This is a genomic window from Microvirgula aerodenitrificans DSM 15089 (assembly GCF_000620105.1).
GTDB lineage: Bacteria > Pseudomonadota > Gammaproteobacteria > Burkholderiales > Aquaspirillaceae > Microvirgula > Microvirgula aerodenitrificans.
Window position 1 is genome coordinate 1 of the sequence record NZ_JHVK01000035.1, and the last position, 22474, is coordinate 22474.

The window sequence follows — 22474 nt, forward strand, 5'->3', positions numbered from 1 at the left end:
CGGCATGGATCGCGCTGGCACCATTCGCGGCGTGCGCATTCTCAAGCACAGCGAACCGATCCTGCTGGTCGGCATTCCGGAACAAAAACTGGTCGACTTCGTCCGCCAGTATCTCGGCCACCCGGCCGGCACCCGCTTCGAGCTCGGCAAGGCCGACGGCGACTATGTGCCGATGGACGCCATTTCCGGCGCGACCGTCACCCTGATCGCCCAGAACCAGCTGATTTCCCGCACCAGCTATGAAATCGCCAAGCAGGTCGGCATCATCAAGCCGCAGCCGAAGCCGCAGGCAGTATTCACTACCGACACCACCACCCGCAGCTGGGAACAGCTGGTCGACGAAGGCAGTGTCGGCCACCTGAAGGTATCGCCGGGCGATGTCGGCGAGGCCGACAGCGGCCAGCCGTACCTCGACCTGTACTTCGGCTATCTGAATACCCCGGCCATCGGCAAGAGCCTGCTCGGCACCCCGGCCTGGGAGGCACTGATGGCGACGCTGAAGCCGGGCGAGCACGCACTGTTCGTGGTATCGAACGGCTCCGGCTCGTTCAAGGGGTCCGGCTTTGTGCGCGGCGGCATCTACGACCGCATCCAGGTCAAGCAGGACCGCGACTCGTACACCTTCCGCGACAGCGACTACATGAACCTGTACAGCCTGAAGGCTGCCGGCGCGCCGTCGTTCCGCGAGTCCGGCATCTTCATCCTGCGCGATCACAGCTTCTCGGCCGCCTGGCCGTGGGCGTTCAATTTTCTCGGCAACCGCCGCGACGCCAACAACGAAAAGACCTTCGTCAATTTCGAGTCCGAATACTGGCTGCCGGCCCACTATCTGCAGGGCGGCCGCCCGGCAGTGGAACGCCCCGACGCGCCATGGCTGAAGGCCTGGAAGGGCAAGCCGGTCGAGATCGCCGTGTTTGCCGCGCTGCTGCTGTTCACACTCGGCTTCTATGCGCTGCGCGACCGCTGGGAGCGCCGCAGCCGCCGCAGCGACAAGCGCTGGATCTCGTGGCCGAAAACCACTATGTGGGTAATCAGCATCGGCTTTATCGGCTTCTGGCAGATGGCGCAGCCGTCGGTCACTCAGTTGCTGACGCTGATCCACGCACCGTTCGACGGCTGGCGCTGGGGGCTGTTCCTGTCCGACCCGCTGATTTTCCTGTTCTGGATCTTTATCGCCATCTCGCTGCTGCTGTGGGGCCGCGGGCTGTTCTGCGGCTGGCTGTGTCCGTTCGGCTCGCTGTCGGAACTGCTGTACAAGGTCGGCGGCCGCCTCGGTCTGGCGCGCTGGCAGTTCAAGCTGCCCAAACCGCTGCATGACAAGCTGAAGTGGCTGAAGTACGCGGTGTTCATCGGCCTGGTGGCCGCCTCGTTCCACTCGATGGTGCTGGCCGAGCAACTGGCCGAGATCGAACCGTTCAAGACCACGTTCCTGGTCGGCATCTGGAACCGCAGCTGGCCGTTCGTGCTGTTCGTGACCACAATCTTCGGGCTGTCGCTGTTTACCGAACGTCCGTACTGCAAGTACCTGTGCCCGCTGGGTGCCGGGCTGGGCCTGCCGTCTCGACTGCGGCTGAACGGGCTGAAGCGCAAGGCCGAGTGCGGCCCGTGCAAGGCCTGTGCGGTCGGCTGCGGCTCGCAGGCCATTGCCGCCGACGGCCGTATCGACCCGATGGAATGCCTGCTCTGCCTCGACTGCATGGTGATGTATTACGATGATCACGCCTGCCCGCCGCTGGCCAGGGAACGCAAGCGCCGCGAACGGGACGGCCTGCCGGCGACACCGATCGGCAAGGACGGCTATTTCATCCCGATCAAGGAAGTCCATTGACCCGCCCTCCCCCCGGCCTGCGTGCCGCCCGTCTGGCCTGCCTCGCCGTCCTCGTCGCGCCCCTTGCCGCGCAGGCGGCGGTCTGGCAGGTCGGTCCCGACGGCACGCTGGCCGATGCCATTGCCCGCGCCGCGCCCGGCGACACGCTGCGCATCGCCCCCGGCCACTATCCGGCCAATCTGGTTATCGACAAGCCGCTGACGCTGGTCGGCGCCGACCCGGCCCACCGGCCCACGCTGGATGGCGGCAATCGCGGCAATGTCATTACCGTCAAGTCGGTGGATGTCACGCTGGACAGCCTGATCATCCGCGACAGCGGCGATGATCTCGGCGCGCAGAATGCCGGCGTCTATCTCGGGCCCGGCGCCCATCGCGCCGTGGTCCGCCGCTGCGACTTTGCCTATACCCTGTTCGGGCTGTGGATCGAGAAAGCCAACGGGGTGCGGATCGAGAACAACCTGATCACCGGCAAGCGCGACTACATGAGCCCGCAGCGCGGCAATGCCATCCAGCTGTACAACACCCAGGGCGCACAGATCATCGGCAACCGGATCAGCTTCGCCCGCGACGGCATCTATGTCGACGTGTCGCACTATGCCGTGTTCCGCGGCAACCGCATCCACCATGTGCGCTACGGCACCCACTACATGAACTCGTACCACAACGTGTGGGAAAACAACGATGTATACCGCAACCGGGGCGGACTGGCGCTGATGGAGGTGCGCGACCAGATCGTCCGCAACAACCGCGCCTGGGCCAATTCCGATCACGGCATCATGCTGCGCACCATCCAGGACTCGGTCATCGAGAACAATGTGGTCGCCGACAATGTGCGCGGTTTCTTCATCTACGACGCCGAGTACAACACGCTGCGCAACAATCTGGTCATCGGCAACCGCGTCGGCGTTCATCTGTGGGCCGGTTCGTACCGCAACACGGTCGAGGGCAACGACTTTATCCGCAACCGCGAGCAGGTACGCTATGTGGCCAGTCGCGATCAGGAATGGGGCAAGCAGACCGGCAACTACTGGAGCAACTACCTGGGCTGGGACCACGACGAGGACGGCCGCGGCGACATTCCGTACGAGGCCAACGACGTGGTCGACCGGCTGACCTGGCGCTATCCGGTCGCCAAACTGCTGATGCACAGCCCGGCCGTGCAGACCCTGCGCATGATCGCGCGCCAGTTCCCGGTGCTGCGGGTGCCGTCTGTGGTCGAGGCGCACCCTGCCATGCAGCCCCACCATGCCAACTGGAGAGAATGGATTCATGCCGAACGCCATTGAGGTTCGCGACGTCAGCCGTCGCTTCGGCGATTTTGTCGCTGTCGACCGGGTCGGCTTTGCCGTCGATGCCGGCGAGATTTTCGGGCTGATCGGTCATAACGGCGCCGGCAAGAGCACGCTGTTCAAGATGATGCTCGGCCTGCTGCCGGTCAGCAGTGGCGAAATCGCACTGTGCGGCGAGGCAGTGACCGGCCCGCATTTCCGCGCGGTGCGCCGCCAGATCGGCTATCTGCCGGAAAACGTGGTGCTGTACGACAACCTGACCGGACTGGAGACGCTGGCCTTTTTCGCCCGGCTCAAGGGCGTCAGCGATGCGCCGTACGCCGAACTGCTGGATACGGTCGGCCTGCCGGCCGTCGGCAAGCGCCGGGTCCGCGACTACTCGAAGGGCATGCGCCAGCGGCTCGGTTTCGCCCAGGCGCTGCTCGGTGCGCCGAAGCTGCTGCTGCTGGACGAGCCGACGACCGGCCTCGACCCGGAAGGCATTCACGAGTTCTACGCCATTCTGGAACGGGTGCGCGCCGGCGGTGCGACGGTGATCCTGACTTCGCACATCCTGGCCGAGATCGAACAGCGGGTCGACCGGCTGGCACTGATGAGCGCCGGCCGGCTGGCCGCGCTCGGCACCGTGGCCGAACTGTCGGCCGCCATTGCCCTGCCGGTCACGGTCGAGCTGACGCTGGCCGTCGCCGAGCGGCCGGCCGCACTGGCCGCGCTGACCGAGGCCGGCTTCGAGCCCGCCAGCCAGCCGCACGGCCTGTCGCTGGCCATCGACCGCGCCGACAAGCCGCGCCTGCTGGCGGTACTGGCCCGGCTCGGCGAGGCACTGGCCGACGTGCGCTTTATCGAACCGACACTGGAAGCGGTCTTTCTGGGCCATCGTCGCGATGTCCATGCCGCTGCCCGGGAGACCCGCTGATGGACTTCGCTCTTGCTCCGCTGCTGACCATCGCCGGCAAGGAATGCCGCGACCGCATTCGCAATCGCTGGGTACTGGTGGTCGCCATCCTGTTTGCGCTGTTCGCGCTGGTCATCGCCTGGTTCGGTCCGGCGCAACAGGGCACGGTCGGCTTTCGCGGCATCGAGCCGACCATCGCCAGCCTGACCAGCCTGGTCATCTACCTGCTGCCGCTGATCGCGCTGATTCTCGGCTTCGATGTGGTGGTCGGTGAGCGCGAACGCGGCTCGCTCGATCTGCTGCTGTCGATGCCGATCACCCGCACCGAACTGATCCTCGGCAAATACCTCGGCCTGGCCACCGCGCTGACGGCCGCCACCGTGGCCGGTTTCGGCGTGGCCGGCATCGCGCTGGCGCCGTTCTTCGACCTGTACGCGCTGTGGCACTACGCCGGCTTTGTCGCCAGTTCGCTGCTGCTCGGCCTGTCGTTCCTGAGTCTGGCGGTACTGGTGTCGGTCTGCTCGCGTGACCGCGCCAGCGCCAGCGGCGTGGCCATCGCGCTGTGGTTCCTGTTCGTGCTGGTATTCGATCTGGTCCTGCTCGGGGTCATGGTGCTGGCCAGCGGCGAAGGCGGCACCGGCGCGTTCGTCATCGCGCTGTTCCTGAATCCGACCGATGTGTTCCGCATTCTCAACGTGTTTTCCTCATCCGAACTGAAGGCGTTCTACGGCCTGGCGACGGTGCTGCCGGACACGCTGACCCACCCGGCCCTGCTCGGCGGTGTCATGCTGGCCTGGATTGCCGTTCCGCTGGCACTGGCTGTCTGGAGATTCAAACGACCATGAAAAAATTCCTTCTTCCGCTGCTGCTGACCGGACTGCTGGCCGCCTGCGGCCAGGCGTCCACCAGCGACAAGCCGGCCGATGCCGAGTTGAACCCGCCGCAGGGCGCCGCCTGCGCACTCGACGGCATGGTGCTGGCCGACTACCCGGGCCCGAAAGGCCAGATCCGCTTCAGTGACGGCCAGATCGACTATTTCTGCGACACCATCGAGCTGATGTCGCTGCTGATCGAGCCGGAACAGGTCAAGCCGATCAAGGGCGCCTTCGTGCAGGACATGGCACATGCCAACTGGCAGAAGCCGGTCGGCTACTGGGTCGACGCGCGCAAGGCATTCTATGTGGCAGGCAGCAAGCGCACCGGCAGCATGGGACCGACCTTCGGCACCTTTGCGCTGCGCGCCGACGCCGAACGCTTCGCCGGCCAGTATGGCGGCAAGGTTTACGCCTTCAACGAAGTCACGCCGGAGATGATCAAGCTCGACGGCGGCGTACTCAAAGACCAGGGGATGTGACGCCATGTCCAACCCGGATTTCTTTCGCGACCTGCAGCCGGAAGTGGCGGCAGAGGTCGAAGCGCTGGCGCGGCTGCAGTATGAGCTGCGCGAAGCCGGCAAGGCGGCACTGGCCGCGGCTGACGCGGCATCGGCCGATGCGCTGATTCACGACATCGCGGCAGGCCGGCGGGCGGAGGACGAGGACACCGTCGCCATCCGTGCCTCGGTGCTGCAGGCCGAAAGCGAGCGGGTGCGGGCCGTGCTGGCCGCCCGCCTGCGCGGCACGATGCTGGAAGACGACAGCCCGCATGCCTGCCTGGTCGAACTGGTCGAACAGCGCCATGCCGACCGCTATCCGGGCGGCGCACTGCGCCGGCTGGATGCCGTCGAGCTGCTCGATGTGGATGGCGTCGGGATGTGGCTGCGCATGGCGTCACCGGCATGCTGGGAAGCCGCCTGGCTGGCGCCTGACAATCGCGACTGGCGGCTGTCGCGGCTGTCCGCCACCTCGCCGGTGCTGTACCGGGCCCCGGACCGCCTGCCACGCCCGATCGACCTGCCACTGACCGACGTCCCGGTGCTGCTGGCCTGGCTGCTGGACACGCTGGCCACGGGGCCGGATGCCTTCGACAGCCTGCACGACAGCTGAGCGGGCATGAAAAACGGGGCCTCACGGCCCCGTCTGCTTGTCCGGAAATCCCGCCCATGTCGCAAAGGGGCAGGATTCAATCGCGTCAGGCGCTCTTGCCCGCCATGAAGTCGACAGCAGCCTTGACGTCGTCGTCGGACAGCGACGGATTGCCGCCCTTGGCCGGCATTGCGCCCTTGTTGCCGTTGAAGCCTTCCAGCGCGTGCTTGTACAGCGTGTCCTTGCCTTGCGCCAGGCGCGGGCCCCAGTCGGCCTTGTCGCCAAGCTTCGGCGCGCCGGCAGCACCGGTCTGGTGGCACATGGCGCAGGTTTTCTTGAACACCGCTTCGCCGGCGGCGACTTCGGTGCTGGCGGCCGGTGCGGCCGGTGCGGCTGCCGGTGCCTCGGCAACAGGTGCGGGAGCAGCCGGCGCCTCAGCGGCGGCGGGGGCTTTTTCCTGCTGGCCACCACAGGCGCTCAGCGCGGCGAGCAGGGACAACAGGGCGAGGGAACGAATCGGAGACATCGGCAATCCTGACAAAAGAATAAAAAACGGCATCCCGCACGCAATATGCAGCGATCTCACGCAGATTAAGTATTTATTCAGGATTTTCACTTGATGGCGGTCAATGATCCGGAATGACAGGCAGGTACAAAATGGCTGCGACATTTTGACGCAGTTGTCGCCCTTCTCCACTTGCCCACAGGACCCCCATCATGTCCGACCAAGAACTCCTGCCCCATGACCCGAGTCGCCGTTCCTTCCTGGGAAAATCCGCACTGGCCGGCCTCGCCGGCGCAGGACTGAGCGTAGGCCTCGCCGCCTGCAAGAAGCCGGAAGGCGACAATGCGGCCAAGCCGGCCGCCGCCGGTGCCGCATCGGCCGCATCGCATGGCAAGTACGACGTCCCGCCCGGCCAGCTCGATGACTACTACATCATCAGCTCCGGCGGTCACTCCGGCGAGTGCCGCATCTACGGTCTGCCGTCGGGACGGGAATTCAAGCGCATTCCGGTATTCAACATCGACTGCATGAGCGGCTGGGGCATCACCAACGAGTCCAAGGCCATTCTCGGCACCCGTCCCGACGGTCAGCTGAAGTTCAAGACCGGCGACACCCACCATATCCACGGGTCGTACAAGGATGGCACCTACGACGGCAAGTTCTTCTGGGTCAACGACAAGCTGAACGCCCGCGTGGCCCGTGTCCGCGGCGACACCTTCGAGTGCGACAAGATTACTGACGTGCCGAACGTGCAGGGCCATCACGGCATTTTCCCGGACAAGCGCGACCCGGTCGATCCGGCCATCAACTACACCACCCGCGTGTTCGCCGGTGCCGAATTCCATATCCCGCTGCCGAACAACGGTGCGGATGTGGATGCGCCGGAAAAGTACGGCTGCCTGTTCTCCTGCCTCGATGCCGAGACCATGGAAGTGCGCTGGCAGGTTCACGTCGACGGCAACATGGACCTGGTCGCGACCAGCTATGACGGCAAGCTGGCGGCATCGAACCAGTACAACACCGAAAACGGCATCCACTATGAAGACATGATGTCGGCCGAGCGCGATGCCTGCGTGTTCTTCAACATTGCCCGCATCGAAGAAGCGGTCAAGGCCGGCAAGTTCACCACCATCGGGACCTCCAAGGTGCCGGTGGTCGATGGCCGCGCCGCCAAGAACGCCGACCCGAAAACCGCGCTGACCTGCTACGTGCCGGTGCCGAAGAACCCGCACGGCGTCAACGCCAGCCCGGACGGCAAGTACTTCGCCTGCTCGGGCAAGCTGTCGCCGACCGCGTCGCTGATCGAACTGGCGCTGGTGCACAAGTGGTTCGACGGTGAACTCAAGACCCAGCGCGACTGCGTGGTCGCCGAGCCGGAAATCGGCCTCGGCCCGCTGCACACCGCCTTTGACGGCCGTGGCAACGCGTACACCACGCTGTTCCTCGACAGCCAGATCGTCAAATGGAACATCGACGCGGCCATCAAGCAGTTCAAGGGCGACAAGACCGCCCAGCCGGTGGTCGACCGCATCGACGTTCATTACCAGCCGGGTCACGGCTGGACCACGATGGGCGAAACCAAGGAAGCCGACGGCAAGTTCTTCAACTCCGGCAACAAGTTCTCCAAGGACCGTTTCCTGCCGGTGGGGCCGCTGCATGCAGAAACCGAGCAGCTGATCGACATCAGCGGCGACAAGATGGTGCTGGTGGCCGACCACCCGGCCTACTCGGAGCCGCATGACGCCATCGGCATCCGCCGCGACGTGATCAAGACCCGCCAGGTCTACAACATGGATGACTTCCCGAATGCGGTGAAGGACCCGAAGAGCCAGCGCATCGAACGCAACGGCAACAAGGTCACCATCTACCTGGCCAGCCAGGCACCGGCGTACTCGATGCGCGAATTCAAGGTCAAGCAGGGCGACGAAGTCACCATCTTCCTGACCAACCACGACAAGGTCGAGGATCTGACCCACGGTTTCGGCATTCCGATGTACGACATCAACTTCGTCGTCAATCCGCAGGAAACCAAGTCGGTCACCTTCAAGGCCGACAAGCCCGGCGTGTTCTGGTGCTATTGCACCCACTTCTGCCACGCGCTGCACCTGGAGATGCGCAGCCGCATGATCGTCGAACGGCGTTGAGGAGCTCCGTTCACGGCGGGCGTGTCAAGGCGCGCCCGTTTTCCGGCCACAGCACGGCCGCGGGGTGTCCGGTCAGAGGCTCCGCGTACCGGCTTCGATGGTGCCAGTGGCACGGCGAAGCATGGCCGGTTTGACAGGAGGCCCTGAGCAGGGGCCTCCTTTTTTCATCTGCTCATTTCATTCAGAAGGTATCCCGCATGCAGCGCCTCCTGTCCTGCCTGGCCATCGCCCTGACGTTATCGTGCATGCCGGCGCTGGCCGATTCCGCCACGGTCACCGCCCGTGACGGCTGGGCATGGCGCACCCGCGCCGGTCAGTACGGCAGCGCCGGTTTCATCACCCTGAACACGACGGCCACTGCGCAACTGGTCGCCGCCAGCAGCCCGCGCGTCGGCCGGATCGAAATCCATGAAAGCTTTGTCGACGCACAGGGTCGCTTCGGCATGCGCCGGCTGGGAGCCGTCGCCCTGCAGCCGGCCCGCCCGCTGCAGATGCGCCATGACGGCATCCACCTGATGCTGATCGGCCTGCGTACACCGCTGGCGGTCGGCGACCGCTTGCCGCTGTCGCTGACAATCAACAGCGGCGGCCGGACCGAAACCGTGTCGACCACGCTGGAAGTCCGGGCGCCGTAAAGCGCGGGCGCCGTGTGCGGACACCAGCAAACACGGCTCAAAAACAGGATTATTCCTAAATACATTCCAGAATTATGGTGCTGGCATGAGCAGGTCAAGTACGTAGCCTACGTCGTTTCTCCAACCGGCTACGGCATGACTGCGCATGACTTTACCGACCCATTTTCCGCCGCTGTTTCTCGCCCTGCTGACGCCGGGCACGGTCTTGTCCGCACAGGCTGACGGCATCGTCGCCGACCCGGGGGCCGCGAGCACGCAGCAGCCGGTGGTGCAGCGCACCGCCAGCGGCCTGCCGCAGGTCGACATCCAGACCCCCAACGCCGCTGGCGTTTCGCACAACCATTACCGCCAGTTCGACGTCGGCCCGCGCGGCGCCATCCTCAACAACGCCCGCCACGATGTGCAGACCGAGCTTGGTGGCCGGGTGCGCGGCAATCCGGCCCTGGCCAGCGGCAGTGCCCGGCTGATCATCAACGAGGTCAACAGCAGCCAGCCCAGCCTGCTGCGCGGCCTGCTGGAAGTGGCCGGTCCGCGCGCCGACGTCATCGTCGCCAACCCGTCCGGCATCACCTGCGCCGGCTGCGGTTTCATCAATGCCGACCGCAGCACGCTGAGCACCGGCCGGCCGCAGCCCGGCCCGCAGGGCAATCTGGACAGCTTTCGCGTCAGCAATGGCACGGTGCGCATCGAGGGTGCCGGGCTGTATGCCGGCCTGAGCAGCCACACTGCGATCTTCGCCCGCGCGGTCGAAATCAACGCCGGGCTGTGGGCCAGGCACCTGCGGGTGGTAACCGGTGCCAACCGCATCAGCGCCGACGGTGACACCGTGACCGCAGAGGCCGCCGACGCGGCCACCCGGCCACAGTTCGCGCTGGATTCGGCCCTGCTTGGCGGCATGTATGCCGGCAAGATCTTCCTGACCGGCACCGAGCACGGCGTTGGCGTCAACCTTGGCGGCAAGGTCACCGCCGGCGATGGCGGACTGGTGCTGCATGCCGACGGCCGGCTGGAAGTCAGCGGCACGGTGCACAGCGAGGGCAGCGCCCGGCTGCACAGCCACGAACGACTCGACAACCGCGGCGGAATCCTCACCGCCCGCGGGAACATCTCGCTGGACGGCGCACGGCTGAACAACGCCGGGGGGCGCATCGAATCGACAGCCGGGGCGCTGGACATGACGGCCCGCGCCGGCGGGATCGGCAACCGGGCGGGCCGGATCAAGGCCGCAGGGCGGATCGTTCTCACCAGCGACGGCATCGACAACCGGGGCGGCACCATTGCCGGACAGCAACTCGTCATCGATGCCCGCCAGGCAACGCTCGACAACCGGAACGGGGGGCTGGACGCCCGGGAGGACCTGAGCCTGAACGGCAGCAGTCACCTGGGCAACCGCCAGGGGCATATCCGTGCAGGCGGCCGGCTGGCCATCGGGACCCCTTCCACCCCGCTGCGGGGCATCGTCAATCACGACGGCGAGCTGCATGCCGGCCGGCAGCTGACCATCCATGCCGACCAGTTCGATGGTGACGGCCGGCTGTACAGTGGCGGTGATTTCCATCTGGCCGTGCATGGCGACCTCAGCCACGGCGGCACGTTGCGGGCAGGGGGGGATGCCACCGCACGGGTCGGCGGCATCCTCCTCAATCTGGGGCGAATGGAAACGGGCCGCCGGCTGACGCTGTCCAGCGCCCACCTTGCCAATGCCGGCCTGCTCGGCGGCGACGTCATCCGGTTATCCTCGACCGGCAGGGTGGAGAACCTGGGGCTGATCGACGGCCGCCGCGTCCATATCGGGGCCAGCCGGCTGAGCAACGATGCCGGGAACAGCCATGCCGCCATGATCACCGCCCGCGACCGCCTGGATATCGGCGTTCAGTCGCTGGACAACCATCCGCATGCCCGGATCTTCAGCGCCGGTGACCTGCTGATCGGGGGCGGGCTGGATGACAATGACCATGCCGGCGGCCGGGCCGGAAGCGTCGTCAACCGGGGCGCCACCTTCGAGGCGCTCGGCAGGCTGATCCTGCGGGCAACCCGCCTGCGCAATCTCCGCAACCGGGAATCCGGCACATCGATACCGGCCCGCATCCTGTCCGGCGGGCCGATGCTGCTGGACACCGGGCGGCTGACCAACGACGACAGCCTGATTCTCGCCAATCTGGCCGACAGGCCGGTCATCGTTCCGGCCCGCCCGCCGGCGCCGGAACCGACCGCCCCCGCGCCGGAGACAACCGTCCCTGCGCCGGAGACGGCCTGGGTGCCAGCCCCCCCCGCGCCGGAAACGGCCGGGGGGCCGGCTCCCCCTTTCCCGCCATGGCTGCACGACCGCTTCCGTGCGCAGCAAGAAGAGCGCGAGCGGCGTGCACAACTGACCGGCCGACGTTTCGACACCAGTCACCATGCCGATGAGGCCCGCTACCACGCCCGGCTGGCGCAAACACTTCTGCCCGCGCACGACTGGCAGCTGATTCCCGGTGTGGTACTGTCGGCCATGCAGATGGCACGGCTGACCGGACGCGTGCACCCCGGACTTTTCAGTCTGGGGGCCGACGGGCGGATCGACCTCGGCACCCTGCCCGGCCGCGGTCGGGATGCCGGTGCGAGCCGGCGTGACCGGCAAGAGGACGGCGCGCCCGTTTTCCGCTGAAAGCGCTTGTGCCGCAGCGATTTCCCCCCATCCAAAAAGCGGTTCTACAGCGCTATAATCCTTGGCAATGTCTACAGATCAAAAAGGGGAGAACACTATGTCGATGGCTGACCGCGACGGATTCATCTGGTTCGACGGCAAGCTCGTGCCATGGCGCGAAGCCACCACTCATGTGCTGACGCACACGCTGCACTATGGTCTTGGCGTGTTTGAAGGCGTCCGCGCCTACGAAACCGCCGAAGGCCCGGCCATTTTCCGCCTGCAGGACCATACCGACCGCCTGTTCCGCTCGGCGCACATCCTCGGCATCGACATGCCGTTCGACAAGGCGGCACTGAACGCCGCCCACCTCGATGTGGTCAGGGCCAACAAGCTGAAGTCGTGTTACTTCCGCCCGATGGCGTTCTACGGTTCGGGCAAGCTCGGCGTCGCACCGCCGAAGGGCGACGTGCACGTGATCGTGGCTGCCTGGGAATGGGGCGCCTACCTCGGCGAGGAAGGCATGAACCGCGGCATCCGCGTCAAGACCAGCTCGTTCGCCCGCCACCACGTGAACATCACCATGTGCAAGGCCAAGGCCAACGGCAACTACATGAACTCGATCCTGGCCAACAACGAGGCCATCAGCAACGGCTATGACGAAGCGCTGCTGCTGGACGTTGACGGCTATGTGGCCGAAGGCTCCGGCGAGAACGTGTTCATCGTCCGCAAGGGCAAGCTGTACACGCCGGACCTGACCAGCGCGCTGGAGGGCATCACCCGCGATACCGTGGTGACCATCGCCGGGGAAATGGGCCTGCAACTGGTCGAAAAGCGCATCACCCGCGACGAAGTCTACAGTGCCGACGAAGCGTTCTTCACCGGTACCGCCGCCGAAATCACGCCGATCCGCGAACTCGACGGCCGCCAGATCGGTGCCGGCAGCCGTGGCCCGGTCACGACCGAGATCCAGTCCCGCTACTTCGCCTGCGTGAAGGGTCAGGACGCCAGTCACCGCGAGTGGCTGACCCTGGTCAAGTAAACGTTATCCGGACGCGGAAACGCCGCCCGCGCGTTCCCGCTCCCGCCCACCCCTGTACGGAACCGAATCTGCAAATGGCTGAATTGAAAGAAAACCGCGCCAACTTCATCGAGATCACCGCGCATGACCTGCCGCTGCACTGCCCGATGCCGGGCATGGTCAAATGGAACGCCCACCCGCGCGTATTCCTGCCGATCCAGCAGCAGGGCGGCGTCTCCAGATGCCCGTACTGCGGCACCGAGTACAAACTGACCGGCCCGCTGCCGAGCGGCCACTGACGCGCGGCCCGCGCCGCGCGGGGGCAACGCGAACTGCGTTGGCCCGGGGCAATGCCTCTATAATCCGGCTTTCGCCCATGCCGGCCGCCAGGCCGGACGGGGCGATCCGAAAACGGCGACGGCATCGGCAGTCCGCGATGCCGTTACCCCCGGCCTTCGCCCCGCGAAGGCGCTCCGCTTCACCCGTGGTAGCGGGCGTGACTGCACGCCACCCCACGGGGGATCGCGTCTTTTGCCATTTATGAAGATCCTTGTCTGTTCCCCCGCCTGGGTCGGCGATGCCGTCATGGCACAGCCGCTGTACCGCCGCCTGCATGAGCGTCATCCCGGGCTTGAGCTGCACGTCCTCGCCCCGGCCTGGACGCTGCCGGTGCTGGCGCGCATGCCGGAAGTCGCCCGGTCGCACCTGAATCCGTTCGGCCATGGCACGCTGAAGCTGATCGACCGTCTTCGACTGGGCCGCAAACTGGCCCGCGAACACTTCGATCAGGTCATCGTGCTGCAGAATTCACTGAAATCGGCACTGGTTCCGTTCGCCACCGCCGCAAAACGGCGTACCGGTTATATCGGCGAAATGCGCTATGGCCTGCTGAACGACCTGCGCGAGCTGGACGAAAAAGCCCTGCCGGACATGGTCGGCCGCTTTGTCGCCCTCGGCGAAGATCGCGGCCAGCTGCCGCAACGACCGATCCCGCACCCTCGCCTGCGCACCGATCCCGCGTCGCAGATCGCCACCGTGGCCCGGCTCGGTCTCGATGCCGGCACCCCGGTAGTCGCCTTCTGTCCCGGCGCCGAATATGGCCCGGCCAAACGCTGGCCGGCCCGCCATTTCGCCACGCTGGCGCAGCAGTGCCGCGATGCCGGCATGCAGGTCTGGATTTTCGGCTCGGGCAAGGACCGGGACATCGCCGACGAAATCGTGCGTCTGGCCGGCGAGGACAGTGTGGTCAACCTGTGCGGCGTAACCCAGCTCGACGAGGCCATCGACCTGCTGTCACTGGCGCAGGTCGCCATCTGCAACGACTCCGGCCTGATGCATATCGCCGCGGCCCTGGACCTGCCGCTGGTCGCCATCTATGGCAGCTCCAGCCCCGATTTCACCCCGCCGCTGTCCGAACATGCCGAGATCGTGACCCTCAGCCTCGATTGCAGCCCGTGCTTCGAGCGCGTCTGTCCGCTCGGCCATATGGACTGCCTCAACAAGCTGGGGGCCGATATGGTATGGTCCGCACTCGATCAAGCCATTGCCAGAAAAACGAATGATTTTGCCCGTCCAGGACGATAACAGCCGTAAATCCGAACTGGTGCGCGTCGCCGCCGGTCTGTTCCGCGACCGCGGCTTCGAACGCACCACAGTCCGTGATATCGGCAATGCCGTCGGGCTCCAGTCGGGCAGTCTGTTCTATCATTTCCGCACCAAGGAAGAGATCCTGGTCGCGGTGATGGCGCTCGGCATCACCAGCACCACCGAGCAGCTGCGCGCCGCACTGGCGGCGGCCACGTCGCCGCGCGAAAAAGTGGCAGCCCTGGTCAACGTCCACCTGCACTCGCTGCTCGGTGAAAACCAGGCCGCACTGGAAGTGATGCTGTACGAGTGGCGCAGCGTGTCGCCGGAACAGAAACCGGGCCTGATCGTGCTGCGCGACCGCTACGAGGACCTGTGGCAGTCGGCGCTGGAAGAAGCCGTCGCCGCCGGCCTGATCCGCGCCGAAGACCCGCGCCTGCTGCGCCGCATGGTGCTGGGCTCGCTGCAGTGGAGCGTGCAGTGGTACAAGCGCGACGGCGACCTCAGCGTCGAGCAGCTGGCACAGCAGATGCTCGACATCCTGTTGCCGCCGCCGGACGGCCAGTAACCGGCTAGCGCGGTTTGCGGTCCCGCGTCTCGTAGCCGCGTGCCTCGACCGCGCGGCGCAGCTCGCCGACACCGATATCGACCAGCGCCGGCGCACCGGTCAGGCCGAACTCGATATGCGGCGGCAGGTCGGCGGTGCCGAAGCTTGGCAGGCACGACAGGCGCAGCGCCGGGTAGCGGGCGACCATCTCCTCCATCAGCCCGATCAGGTCGCCTTCGCGCGCCTGCAGGGCGACAAAGCCGTGCTCGACATCCGGTTCGTCATTGAACAGCCCCCGGTAATGGGTATCGAGCACCCACTCGATCATCGGCCATGCCATGCTCGGAAACCCCGGCACGAAGTGATGATTGCCGACGCTGAAGCCCGGAATCTGGTTGACCGGGTTCGGAATCAGCCGGCTGCCGGTCGGAAAATCGACCATGTGAATCCGGTGCGGATAGGCCTCCTCGCCAAAACGCGCCTCAAGAATCGCACGGCCGTCGGCATGCGTTTCCAGCTCCACGCCGGCCGCCGCCGCTGCGCAGGCCCGGGTGTAATCGTCCGGCGTGGCGCCGATGCCGCCAAAGCTGAACACCAGATCGTCCCCTGCCAGCGTGCGCTTGAGCGTCGCGGTAATGGCCTCCGGGGAGTCCGCCAGATACTCGGCCCAGTGGAGCCGCATGCCGCGTGCGGCCAGAATGCGGATCAGCGCCTGCAGATGCTTGTCCTGCCGCTTGCCGGACAACAGTTCGTCGCCGATGATGATTGCGCCTACCTTCATGAGGTCGACTCCGTGGCCGTGAATGGAGCGGGCAATCTATCTCTCCCGGTCTTTCCTGACAATGACCTGTCCCGATTCCCTCACCGTCGCGTAAAATCCCTGCATGCTCAATGAACGCGCGCAACGCCTGCTCAAATCGCTTGTCGAACGCTATATCGCTGACGGCCAGCCGGTCGGTTCGCGGACGCTGACCCAGATTTCCGGTCTCGACATCAGCCCGGCGACCATCCGCAACATCATGGCCGACCTGGAGTCGATGGGACTGATCGTCAGCCCGCACACCTCCGCCGGACGGGTACCGACCGCCAGGGGTTATCGCGTGTTCGTCGACAACCTGCTGACCATCCAGCCGATCGACCATATCGCCCGCCAGCAGATGGAACACGAGCTGCACCCCGACAGCCCGGCGCGGCTGGTCGCCGCCGCCTCGCAACTGCTGTCCGACCTGACCCATTTCGCCAGCGTGGTGGTCACGCCGCAGCGTGCCGACATGGCCTTCCGCCAGATCGAATTCCTGCGTCTGTCCGACCGCCGCGTGCTGCTGATCATCGTCACCCAGCTTGGCGATGTGCAGAACCATTTGCTGTTCACCGAACGCGACTACACCGCATCCGAACTGACCGAGGCGGCCAATTTCCTCAATCGCCACTACGCCGGCCAGTCGCTCGCCACCATCACTGTCGAACTGGAAAGCGAACTGGCCCGGCTGCAGGGGCATATCGCCCGGCTGATGAGTGCGGCCATCGATGCCGGCAAGAACTCGCTGAACAGCCAGGCCGACACGGTCGTGGTCAGTGGCGAACGCAATCTGCTGACCATCGACGAACTGACCAGCGACCTCGGTTCGCTGCGTCAGCTGTTCGACATGTTCGAGCACAAGACCGAACTGCTGCGTCTGCTGAGCCAGAGCCGCGGCGCCCAGGGCGTGCAGCTGTTCATCGGCGACGAATCCGGCGTCCACACGCTGGACGGCTGTTCGGTGGTCACCGCACCGTATTCGATCAATGGCCAGCTGGTCGGCACGCTGGGCGTGATCGGCCCGACACGCATGGCCTACGAACGGGTGATCCCGATCGTCGACATCACCGCCCGGCTGGTGTCCGGCGCGCTGTCCCACTCCTGAATTCCCTTTGACCGGCGCCGATGGCGCCATTCCGACAGGATGCTGTAATGAAACGTCTGCTGCTCCCCGCCCTCTTCGCGCTCGCCGCCCCCGCCTTCGCCGACGAGGCGCTGCTCGCCCGTCCCGAGGCCCAGGCCTTCGTGGAGCGCACGGCCAGAGAGCAGGGACTCGACCGCGCGGCAGTGGCCGACGCACTGCGCCAGGCCGTGATCAAGCCGAACATCGTCGGCATTCTCGACCGCCCGAGCACCGCCCGGCCGTGGTACCAGTTTCGCCCGGCCCACGTGAACACCCGGCTCGCCAGCGAAGGCGCCGCCTTCTGGCAACAGAACGCGAGCTGGCTGGAACTGGCGGAGAACCGCTACCAGGTCGACCCGGCGGTCATTGTCGCCATCATCGGCATCGAGACCGGCTATGGCCGCAACATGGGCAGCTTCCGCGTGCTCGACGCGCTGGCCACCATCGGCTTCAACTACCCGCGCCGCGCCGACTACTTCCAGGGCGAGCTATCCGCCTTCCTGCGCCTGGCACGCGACGAGAACGGTGACCCGACATCGTTCAAGGGGTCGTACGCCGGCGCGATGGGCATGCCGCAGTTCATGCCGTCCAGCTTCCGCAAATGGGCGGTGGACCTGAACGGCGATGGCAAGCGCGATATCTGGAGCACACCGGCCGATGCCATCGGCTCGGTCGCCAACTACCTGCAGCAGCACGGCTGGCAGCATGGTGCCGACATCCTGCTGCCGGCAGCGCTGCCGGCCGGCCTTGCCGATACACTGGCGGCCGACAAGTTCAACCTGCACTACAGCGTTGGCGAACTGAAGAAAATGGGGGTGCAGATCGACGCCGACATCGCCGACCCGGTACTCGGCGTGGTGTTCCCGCTGGAAGTTTCCGCCGGCAACACCCAGTATTGGCTCGGTTTGCAGAACTTCTACACCATCACCCGCTACAACAAGAGCACGCTGTATGCGACTGCTGTCGCCCAGCTGTCGCAGGACATCGCCCAGCGGCGCGGCGCGCAACTCGCCGTGCAATAAACTGCGAACAATGGCGGCAGACGGCCCGGCTTCCTGCCGCCATTGTAGCGAACGGTATTTACCGATCCGTTTTATTTACCGGACAACAAGTATCTGCTTTATCTGCCCGGGCAATTCCAATTACAGATTCAGAATTAACCTGTCCAGAAGCAGTACTCCCTCATTTCATTCCGTTAGCCGCTGACTCTAAATATCACCCTTGCCGTTTTTGTTTCTTCATTCAGACGCAAGAGGCTGATATATGCACTGCCCGTTTCTTTCCGTATCAGGTCGCCAGTGCCGGAGGCTGGTCCGGCGCTGCCGATACCTGTATGCCAGTGGCCTTCATATCGGCAGCACCGTGGGCATTGCCGTCATGATGGGCTGCGCTCCCCTGAGCAAAGCGGCAGACGTGATCGGCGACCCCGTCAGGGCACGCGGGCAGGACGCCACGCCACAAACCGACAGCCCCCCGTGCGACGCGACCGAGCCCGGATACACAGGCCCGTGCCCCGCCCCGTCACCGGGTGCCCGCCCACCGGTCAGCTATGGCAGCATGGCCGCCGTAGCGGGACTGGCTGCAGCGGGTATCGCCATCACGGCCCGTGGAGACCGCGGCACCACGCCGCATGTCGACACCATGCCTCTCCCGGACACGGCCAACCCGGCGGCCCCCGCAGACAGCACCCACAAGGTGTCGAGCCGCCCTCGTACCCCTCCTCCCGCGGGTGGGCCTGATCCACAGCGCCCCTCCAAACCTGGCGACAAACCTGACGACAAGCCCGGTGACAGGCCCGGTGACAGGCCCGGAAGCCAGCCGGAAGTCATTGCCGACGACCGCAGCATTTCCAGCGAACAGGATGCCATCACCGCCTTCGATGGCACGACCGTCGTGCTGAAAGGTACCATCCGCGTCCACGGTACCTTCCCCCATACCCCGACTGTCGTCCGGGTCGATCGCGGCGGCACGCTGAACGTGGACGAAGCAGCCAGTCTGGACACGGCCGGGCTTGACGTGGCCAGCCCGGTCTCGCGTCCTTCCCGGCACGCACTGATGCAGGCGGCCGGCCAGGGCTCGATGCTGCGCAACAACGCTACGCTGACCCTGCCGGGAGGGGCCGGACTGGCTGCCGTCAGGCAGGCCCGGGTCGAGAACCATGGCCTGCTGTCGTCCCGGTTGTCCTCGCCGCCCCGGCCCGGCACCGATGGCCGGCAAAGACCGCCGCAGGGGGCCTATGCCCTTGCCGCCATCGGCAACGGTTCCGGAGCCAGCAACAGCAAGGCATTGTTCGTCTCACTGTCCACGGAGGTCTCCGCGCACCAGTACGACCACCTGGCCACCCACCACGTCCCGTCCCAGTTCAGTGGCAGGCGTCCCGGGATCACCGCCATGGTTGCCCTCAATGGCGGCAGGGCGGACAACGAGGCAGGTGCCACCATCCAGGCCGAAGGCATCGGTGCCGGCGGGATGAGCGCCAGTAATGGCAACCACGCGTCCCGACCACACTCCATCGCGCGGAATCTGGGCAGCATTACCGTCAACCCGGCCATCGGCGGCCATCTTTCCGTACATTACCTTCCCATCACGGGTGACGCTGGCGACAAAATCCCCCTCGCCCCGTACGAATACGCAGCGGGCATGTCGGTCGGGTCGCGCGAAGGCAACCAGAACACGCGGTTCGCCATCAATGCCGTCGCCATCAACAAGGGCACCATTACCGTCCACAATGCCGGTGTCGGCATGGTGGCCAGCGGCGAAGGCGGGCTGGCCATCAACCAGGGCACGATACGGCTGGTCAGCGACCCCGGCGTCGAGACACCGGCAGGCAGCCTGTTCGGCATGCAGGCACTGAATCACGCCACCATCCTGAACGACCACGACGGCACGATCGAAATCAGCACGCCAGCCGGCAAGGCATTCCGGCGCCTGGACGGCGGAATGCTGCTGAATCGCGGCAAGGTGCTGCTGCTCGATTCGCCGGTTGCACCCGGCGAGCCGGCATGGGGCTCGGTCGCCGACGCCGGACTCACCGATCTGGCTGGCGAGGGGGATCTGCTGAGCCCGGAAGATGGCCACACCCGGCTGGAGCGGCCGCGGTTCTCCCCCGGCATCAAGCCGGAAACCGCCCCCTCCACGCTCCGCAATCCGGGCAATCTGTCACTCAACGGGCACCGTCTGACCCTGGCTGGCAAGGACACCCTGAGCAATACCGGCACCATCGGCGATGGCACGATCACGACGCTGCACGGCAGCGCGCTGCATAACCGGAACCTGTTCGACCGGGTCGTGCTGCGTGCTTACGGCCCGGTATACAACGAGCCGGACGGTCACGTCATTCTCGGCAGCACGAGCCCCAGCCTGGCTTTTTCGCTGCACAACGCCGGCAGGATGTATCCCGGTCAGCTGGAGCTGCACGGAGAGTTCACCAATGTCCGGGGGAGCTCGATCCACCTGACGCCGGGAGCCGGACTGTTCCTGCATGCCGGCGTGTTCAGCAATGCCGGTGACATCCGCACGGCACTCAGGCCCGACCAGTCTGCCACCGCGGATCAGGCCCTGCTGACCCTTCCGCGCAGCGCGCTGGACCGCGAGATCATCAACACCGGCACGATAACGATGGCAAATGATGTGGCAGTCCTCAGGACGACTGCCGCCTCGCGCGCCGCGACCCGCACGCCATTCATCAACCGCGGCACCATCCGCTTCGACAGCGGGCATCGCACGACAACCGCCCTGGAGGCCGGCCACAACGGGCTCGACATCCTGAACGATACCGGGGCCACGCTCGAGATCGACGGCGACAAGGCCGTGGGGATGTACAGCGATGCCGACGCGCAGCTGGTCAATCGCGGCACCATCACCGTCGGCAAGCCGGGCAGTCCCCATACCGGTCTGGTGGCAATGGCACTGGGGCCACACGCCACCGGCACCCTGGTCAACGACAGTACCGGCCTCATCATCATCAATGCCGGGCAATCCCACGCTTTCCATATTGCCGGACCGGACGGCGCGCTGGTCAATCGCGGCAAGATCCTGCTGCAGTGCGGCAAGGAAGACGGGTGCGACACCTTCAGGGACGCGTCAACCCGGGCACGGGACATGACCGGCACCGAAACGGACCGGGCCCTGATCTTCCCGCCCCGGTTCCTGGCCACCAGCGACGGCGCCGGCGCGGCCGGCATCCGGTCGACCTCACTGGACCACTACCAGATCGGTACCAGCGCCAGCAGCGCCGGCACGCTGTCCGGCGATTATCTGGCGCTTGGCCACGACGTCCGCATCGATACCGGTTTTACAGCCGGCACATCGGCCAGGCAGCAGGTCTATCCCAAGCTCGTCACCGGCAAGGGGCTGAGCGGCGCCGGCAATATCCGTTCGACCACCGTGGTCTGGGAAGCGCGGGGCTACCATGACAACGACGGCGATATCGGCGTCACCCTGGTCAAGAACGACTACCGCGACCTGATTGCCGACGCGTCGCTGGCACCGGTCGCCAGCGCCCTGGAGCGCAGCTACGGGCGCGGCAGACTGTTCTCCAGCCTGGAACTGCCGGGGCGTGAAGATTTTGCCCGCGCGCTGCGCCAGCTGTCCGGCGCCGGCTTTGACCGGTCACTGCGGGCCGTGCCCACGCTGGAACACCGTTTCGACCGGATGGCCGACAGCGTGGCCGAGGATGCCACCGGCTTCGGCTTCAGGCTGCTCGGGCGCGGCGAACGCGGCAGCCGGCTGGGTGCGTCAGCCTACGACATGGTCGCGCTGCAGCAGCGCTTTGCACCCGGCACGGCGCAACTGGCGGTGCGCTACGGTTTTGCCCGCGTGTCGCCGGGCAGCAGCAAGGACCGCGAGCAGGGACTGGACGGCAGCAGCCAGTACCTTGGCGCCCGCTATGCGCGGCCGCTGACGACCGGGCTGGCCGTGGAGGGCCACCTCGACTACTTCCTGCACCAGTACCGCACCCGGCGCACGCTCGACTATGGCACGGGGAGCAAGGCGGTCAATTACCGGGCGCGGGCCGATCACCGGCGCGACCAGCTGGGGGCCCGGCTGAACCTGGCGCTGGCACAGCCGGTCGGCGGTGCGGTGCTGACCCCGCTGCTTGGCGTCAGGCTGCGCTACCAGCGAGACGGCGCACTGCGGGAACGCGACGCCGGGGCCTTCGGGCTGCGGGTGACGTCGCGGCACGATGTGGCGCTGGAGGCGCTGCTGGGATTGCGTTTCAGCCATGACGGGCGGGATTCGCGGTCGCGAGGCTGGCAGCTGGATGCACAGTTCCATGGCCGACCGGCCATGCTGCGTCAGGCCGGCCGGCGGGAGGCGAGCCTGGCCGGTGCGCCGGATGCCCGCTTTGCCCTGGCGGCGGAGGATGGCCGGCGCCGCTTCGGCTACGACGGTCGGCTGGGCTTCAGCCACCAGGGACGCCACGGGCGCTTCAGCCTGGAGGGCTACCTGAGTCGCGACGACGGCAGTCAGGACCGCGGCGTGATGGCGAACTGGCGGCTGCTGTACTGAGCC

At 66.1% G+C, this 22474-nt stretch carries 18 protein-coding genes; 16 read left to right on the forward strand and 2 right to left on the reverse strand.

Annotated elements, in window-relative coordinates; all coding sequences use genetic code 11:
• The 6 genes from Q352_RS0116805 to Q352_RS21720 form a co-directional block, all read left to right on the forward strand.
• Positions 1 to 1828 (forward strand): 4Fe-4S binding protein (locus Q352_RS0116805; protein ID WP_028500328.1); only part of this gene is annotated, 1828 nt, incomplete at its 5' end.
• Complete coding sequence (locus tag Q352_RS0116810) at positions 1825 to 3114, forward strand: nitrous oxide reductase family maturation protein NosD (RefSeq protein ID WP_233495288.1); 1290 nt, start codon at positions 1825 to 1827, stop codon at positions 3112 to 3114. The genes Q352_RS0116805 and Q352_RS0116810, both read left to right, overlap by 4 nt.
• The gene (locus Q352_RS0116815; protein ID WP_028500330.1) at positions 3098 to 4033 is read left to right on the forward strand and encodes an ABC transporter ATP-binding protein; all 936 of its coding nucleotides are present in this window, start codon (positions 3098 to 3100) and stop codon (positions 4031 to 4033) included. The genes Q352_RS0116810 and Q352_RS0116815 overlap by 17 nt, the downstream gene beginning before the upstream one ends.
• Entirely contained in the window at positions 4033 to 4857 is an 825-nt protein-coding gene (locus tag Q352_RS0116820) for an ABC transporter permease subunit (protein ID WP_028500331.1), read from the forward strand. The genes Q352_RS0116815 and Q352_RS0116820 overlap by 1 nt, the downstream gene beginning before the upstream one ends.
• Positions 4854 to 5366, forward strand: coding sequence for a nitrous oxide reductase accessory protein NosL (locus Q352_RS0116825; RefSeq protein ID WP_036386833.1), 513 nt, complete (start codon positions 4854 to 4856; stop codon positions 5364 to 5366). The genes Q352_RS0116820 and Q352_RS0116825 overlap by 4 nt, the downstream gene beginning before the upstream one ends.
• 4 nt (positions 5367 to 5370) lie before the next feature.
• A complete protein-coding gene (locus Q352_RS21720; protein WP_036386834.1) occupies positions 5371 to 5997 on the forward strand; it encodes a hypothetical protein in 627 nt (208 codons plus the stop codon).
• A gap of 85 nt (positions 5998 to 6082) precedes the next feature.
• Here the strand turns inward: Q352_RS21720 and Q352_RS24470 are convergent, their stop codons facing one another.
• Positions 6083 to 6502 carry a c-type cytochrome gene (locus tag Q352_RS24470; RefSeq protein ID WP_028500332.1) on the reverse strand — a complete coding sequence of 140 codons (420 nt, stop codon included), beginning with the start codon at positions 6500 to 6502 and terminating at the stop codon, positions 6083 to 6085.
• Positions 6503 to 6693: 191 nt separating this feature from the next.
• Here Q352_RS24470 and nosZ point away from each other — a divergent pair, with 191 nt between their 5' ends.
• The 7 genes from nosZ to Q352_RS0116870 all read left to right on the forward strand — a co-directional run bounded on the left by nosZ (position 6694) and on the right by Q352_RS0116870 (position 15059).
• Entirely contained in the window at positions 6694 to 8625 is a 1932-nt protein-coding gene (gene nosZ / locus Q352_RS0116840) for a TAT-dependent nitrous-oxide reductase (protein WP_028500333.1), read from the forward strand.
• A 197-nt stretch (positions 8626 to 8822) separates the two neighbouring features.
• Positions 8823 to 9260 carry a copper chaperone PCu(A)C gene (locus tag Q352_RS0116845; protein WP_028500334.1) on the forward strand — a complete coding sequence of 146 codons (438 nt, stop codon included), beginning with the start codon at positions 8823 to 8825 and terminating at the stop codon, positions 9258 to 9260.
• Positions 9261 to 9405: 145 nt separating this feature from the next.
• On the forward strand, positions 9406 to 11907 hold the full coding sequence (locus Q352_RS21725; protein ID WP_028500335.1) for a filamentous hemagglutinin N-terminal domain-containing protein: 2502 nt from the start codon (positions 9406 to 9408) through the stop codon (positions 11905 to 11907).
• Positions 11908 to 12004: 97 nt separating this feature from the next.
• Positions 12005 to 12928 carry a branched-chain amino acid transaminase gene (locus Q352_RS0116855; RefSeq protein ID WP_028500336.1) on the forward strand — a complete coding sequence of 308 codons (924 nt, stop codon included), beginning with the start codon at positions 12005 to 12007 and terminating at the stop codon, positions 12926 to 12928.
• Between the two features lie 74 nt (positions 12929 to 13002).
• Complete coding sequence (locus Q352_RS0116860; RefSeq protein WP_028500337.1) at positions 13003 to 13206, forward strand: zinc-finger domain-containing protein; 204 nt, start codon at positions 13003 to 13005, stop codon at positions 13204 to 13206.
• A gap of 241 nt (positions 13207 to 13447) precedes the next feature.
• Positions 13448 to 14491 (forward strand): lipopolysaccharide heptosyltransferase II, encoded by a 1044-nt coding sequence (waaF, locus tag Q352_RS0116865; protein WP_028500338.1) that lies wholly within the window; start codon positions 13448 to 13450, stop codon positions 14489 to 14491.
• The gene (locus Q352_RS0116870) at positions 14466 to 15059 is read left to right on the forward strand and encodes a TetR/AcrR family transcriptional regulator (protein ID WP_036386839.1); all 594 of its coding nucleotides are present in this window, start codon (positions 14466 to 14468) and stop codon (positions 15057 to 15059) included. The genes waaF and Q352_RS0116870 overlap by 26 nt, the downstream gene beginning before the upstream one ends.
• Positions 15060 to 15063: 4 nt before the next feature.
• Here Q352_RS0116870 and Q352_RS0116875 read toward each other — a convergent pair whose 3' ends face one another.
• Positions 15064 to 15819 (reverse strand): competence/damage-inducible protein A, encoded by a 756-nt coding sequence (locus tag Q352_RS0116875; protein ID WP_028500339.1) that lies wholly within the window; start codon positions 15817 to 15819, stop codon positions 15064 to 15066.
• 103 nt (positions 15820 to 15922) lie between these two features.
• Between Q352_RS0116875 and hrcA the strand changes: the two genes are divergently transcribed.
• The 3 genes from hrcA (at position 15923) to Q352_RS0116890 (ending at position 22471) form a co-directional block, all read left to right on the forward strand.
• Positions 15923 to 16942: a heat-inducible transcriptional repressor HrcA gene (gene hrcA, locus Q352_RS0116880; protein WP_028500340.1), complete on the forward strand. Its 1020-nt coding sequence runs from the start codon at positions 15923 to 15925 to the stop codon at positions 16940 to 16942.
• 47 nt (positions 16943 to 16989) lie between these two features.
• A complete protein-coding gene (mltB, locus tag Q352_RS0116885) occupies positions 16990 to 17982 on the forward strand; it encodes a lytic murein transglycosylase B (RefSeq protein ID WP_028500341.1) in 993 nt (330 codons plus the stop codon).
• A gap of 535 nt (positions 17983 to 18517) precedes the next feature.
• Positions 18518 to 22471, forward strand: coding sequence for an autotransporter outer membrane beta-barrel domain-containing protein (locus Q352_RS0116890; protein WP_156952588.1), 3954 nt, complete (start codon positions 18518 to 18520; stop codon positions 22469 to 22471).
• Positions 22472 to 22474 lie beyond the last annotated feature (3 nt).

What these genes read in the sequence shown, in the direction of transcription:
- nosZ (WP_028500333.1), top strand. Translation starts at nt 6,694, where the DNA reads ATGTCCGACCAAGAACTCCTGCCCCATGACCCGAGTCGCCGTTCCTTC.
- Q352_RS0116825 (WP_036386833.1), top strand. Translation starts at nt 4,854, where the DNA reads ATGAAAAAATTCCTTCTTCCGCTGCTGCTGACCGGACTGCTGGCCGCC.
- Q352_RS0116815 (WP_028500330.1), top strand. Translation starts at nt 3,098, where the DNA reads ATGCCGAACGCCATTGAGGTTCGCGACGTCAGCCGTCGCTTCGGCGAT.
- Q352_RS0116845 (WP_028500334.1), top strand. Translation starts at nt 8,823, where the DNA reads ATGCAGCGCCTCCTGTCCTGCCTGGCCATCGCCCTGACGTTATCGTGC.
- hrcA (WP_028500340.1), top strand. Translation starts at nt 15,923, where the DNA reads ATGCTCAATGAACGCGCGCAACGCCTGCTCAAATCGCTTGTCGAACGC.
- Q352_RS0116855 (WP_028500336.1), top strand. Translation starts at nt 12,005, where the DNA reads ATGTCGATGGCTGACCGCGACGGATTCATCTGGTTCGACGGCAAGCTC.
- Q352_RS24470 (WP_028500332.1), bottom strand. Translation starts at nt 6,502, where the DNA reads ATGTCTCCGATTCGTTCCCTCGCCCTGTTGTCCCTGCTCGCCGCGCTG.
- mltB (WP_028500341.1), top strand. Translation starts at nt 16,990, where the DNA reads ATGAAACGTCTGCTGCTCCCCGCCCTCTTCGCGCTCGCCGCCCCCGCC.
- Q352_RS0116890 (WP_156952588.1), top strand. Translation starts at nt 18,518, where the DNA reads ATGGCCGCCGTAGCGGGACTGGCTGCAGCGGGTATCGCCATCACGGCC.
- Q352_RS0116870 (WP_036386839.1), top strand. Translation starts at nt 14,466, where the DNA reads ATGATTTTGCCCGTCCAGGACGATAACAGCCGTAAATCCGAACTGGTG.
- Q352_RS0116860 (WP_028500337.1), top strand. Translation starts at nt 13,003, where the DNA reads ATGGCTGAATTGAAAGAAAACCGCGCCAACTTCATCGAGATCACCGCG.
- Q352_RS21720 (WP_036386834.1), top strand. Translation starts at nt 5,371, where the DNA reads ATGTCCAACCCGGATTTCTTTCGCGACCTGCAGCCGGAAGTGGCGGCA.
- Q352_RS21725 (WP_028500335.1), top strand. Translation starts at nt 9,406, where the DNA reads ATGACTTTACCGACCCATTTTCCGCCGCTGTTTCTCGCCCTGCTGACG.
- Q352_RS0116820 (WP_028500331.1), top strand. Translation starts at nt 4,033, where the DNA reads ATGGACTTCGCTCTTGCTCCGCTGCTGACCATCGCCGGCAAGGAATGC.
- Q352_RS0116875 (WP_028500339.1), bottom strand. Translation starts at nt 15,819, where the DNA reads ATGAAGGTAGGCGCAATCATCATCGGCGACGAACTGTTGTCCGGCAAG.
- waaF (WP_028500338.1), top strand. Translation starts at nt 13,448, where the DNA reads ATGAAGATCCTTGTCTGTTCCCCCGCCTGGGTCGGCGATGCCGTCATG.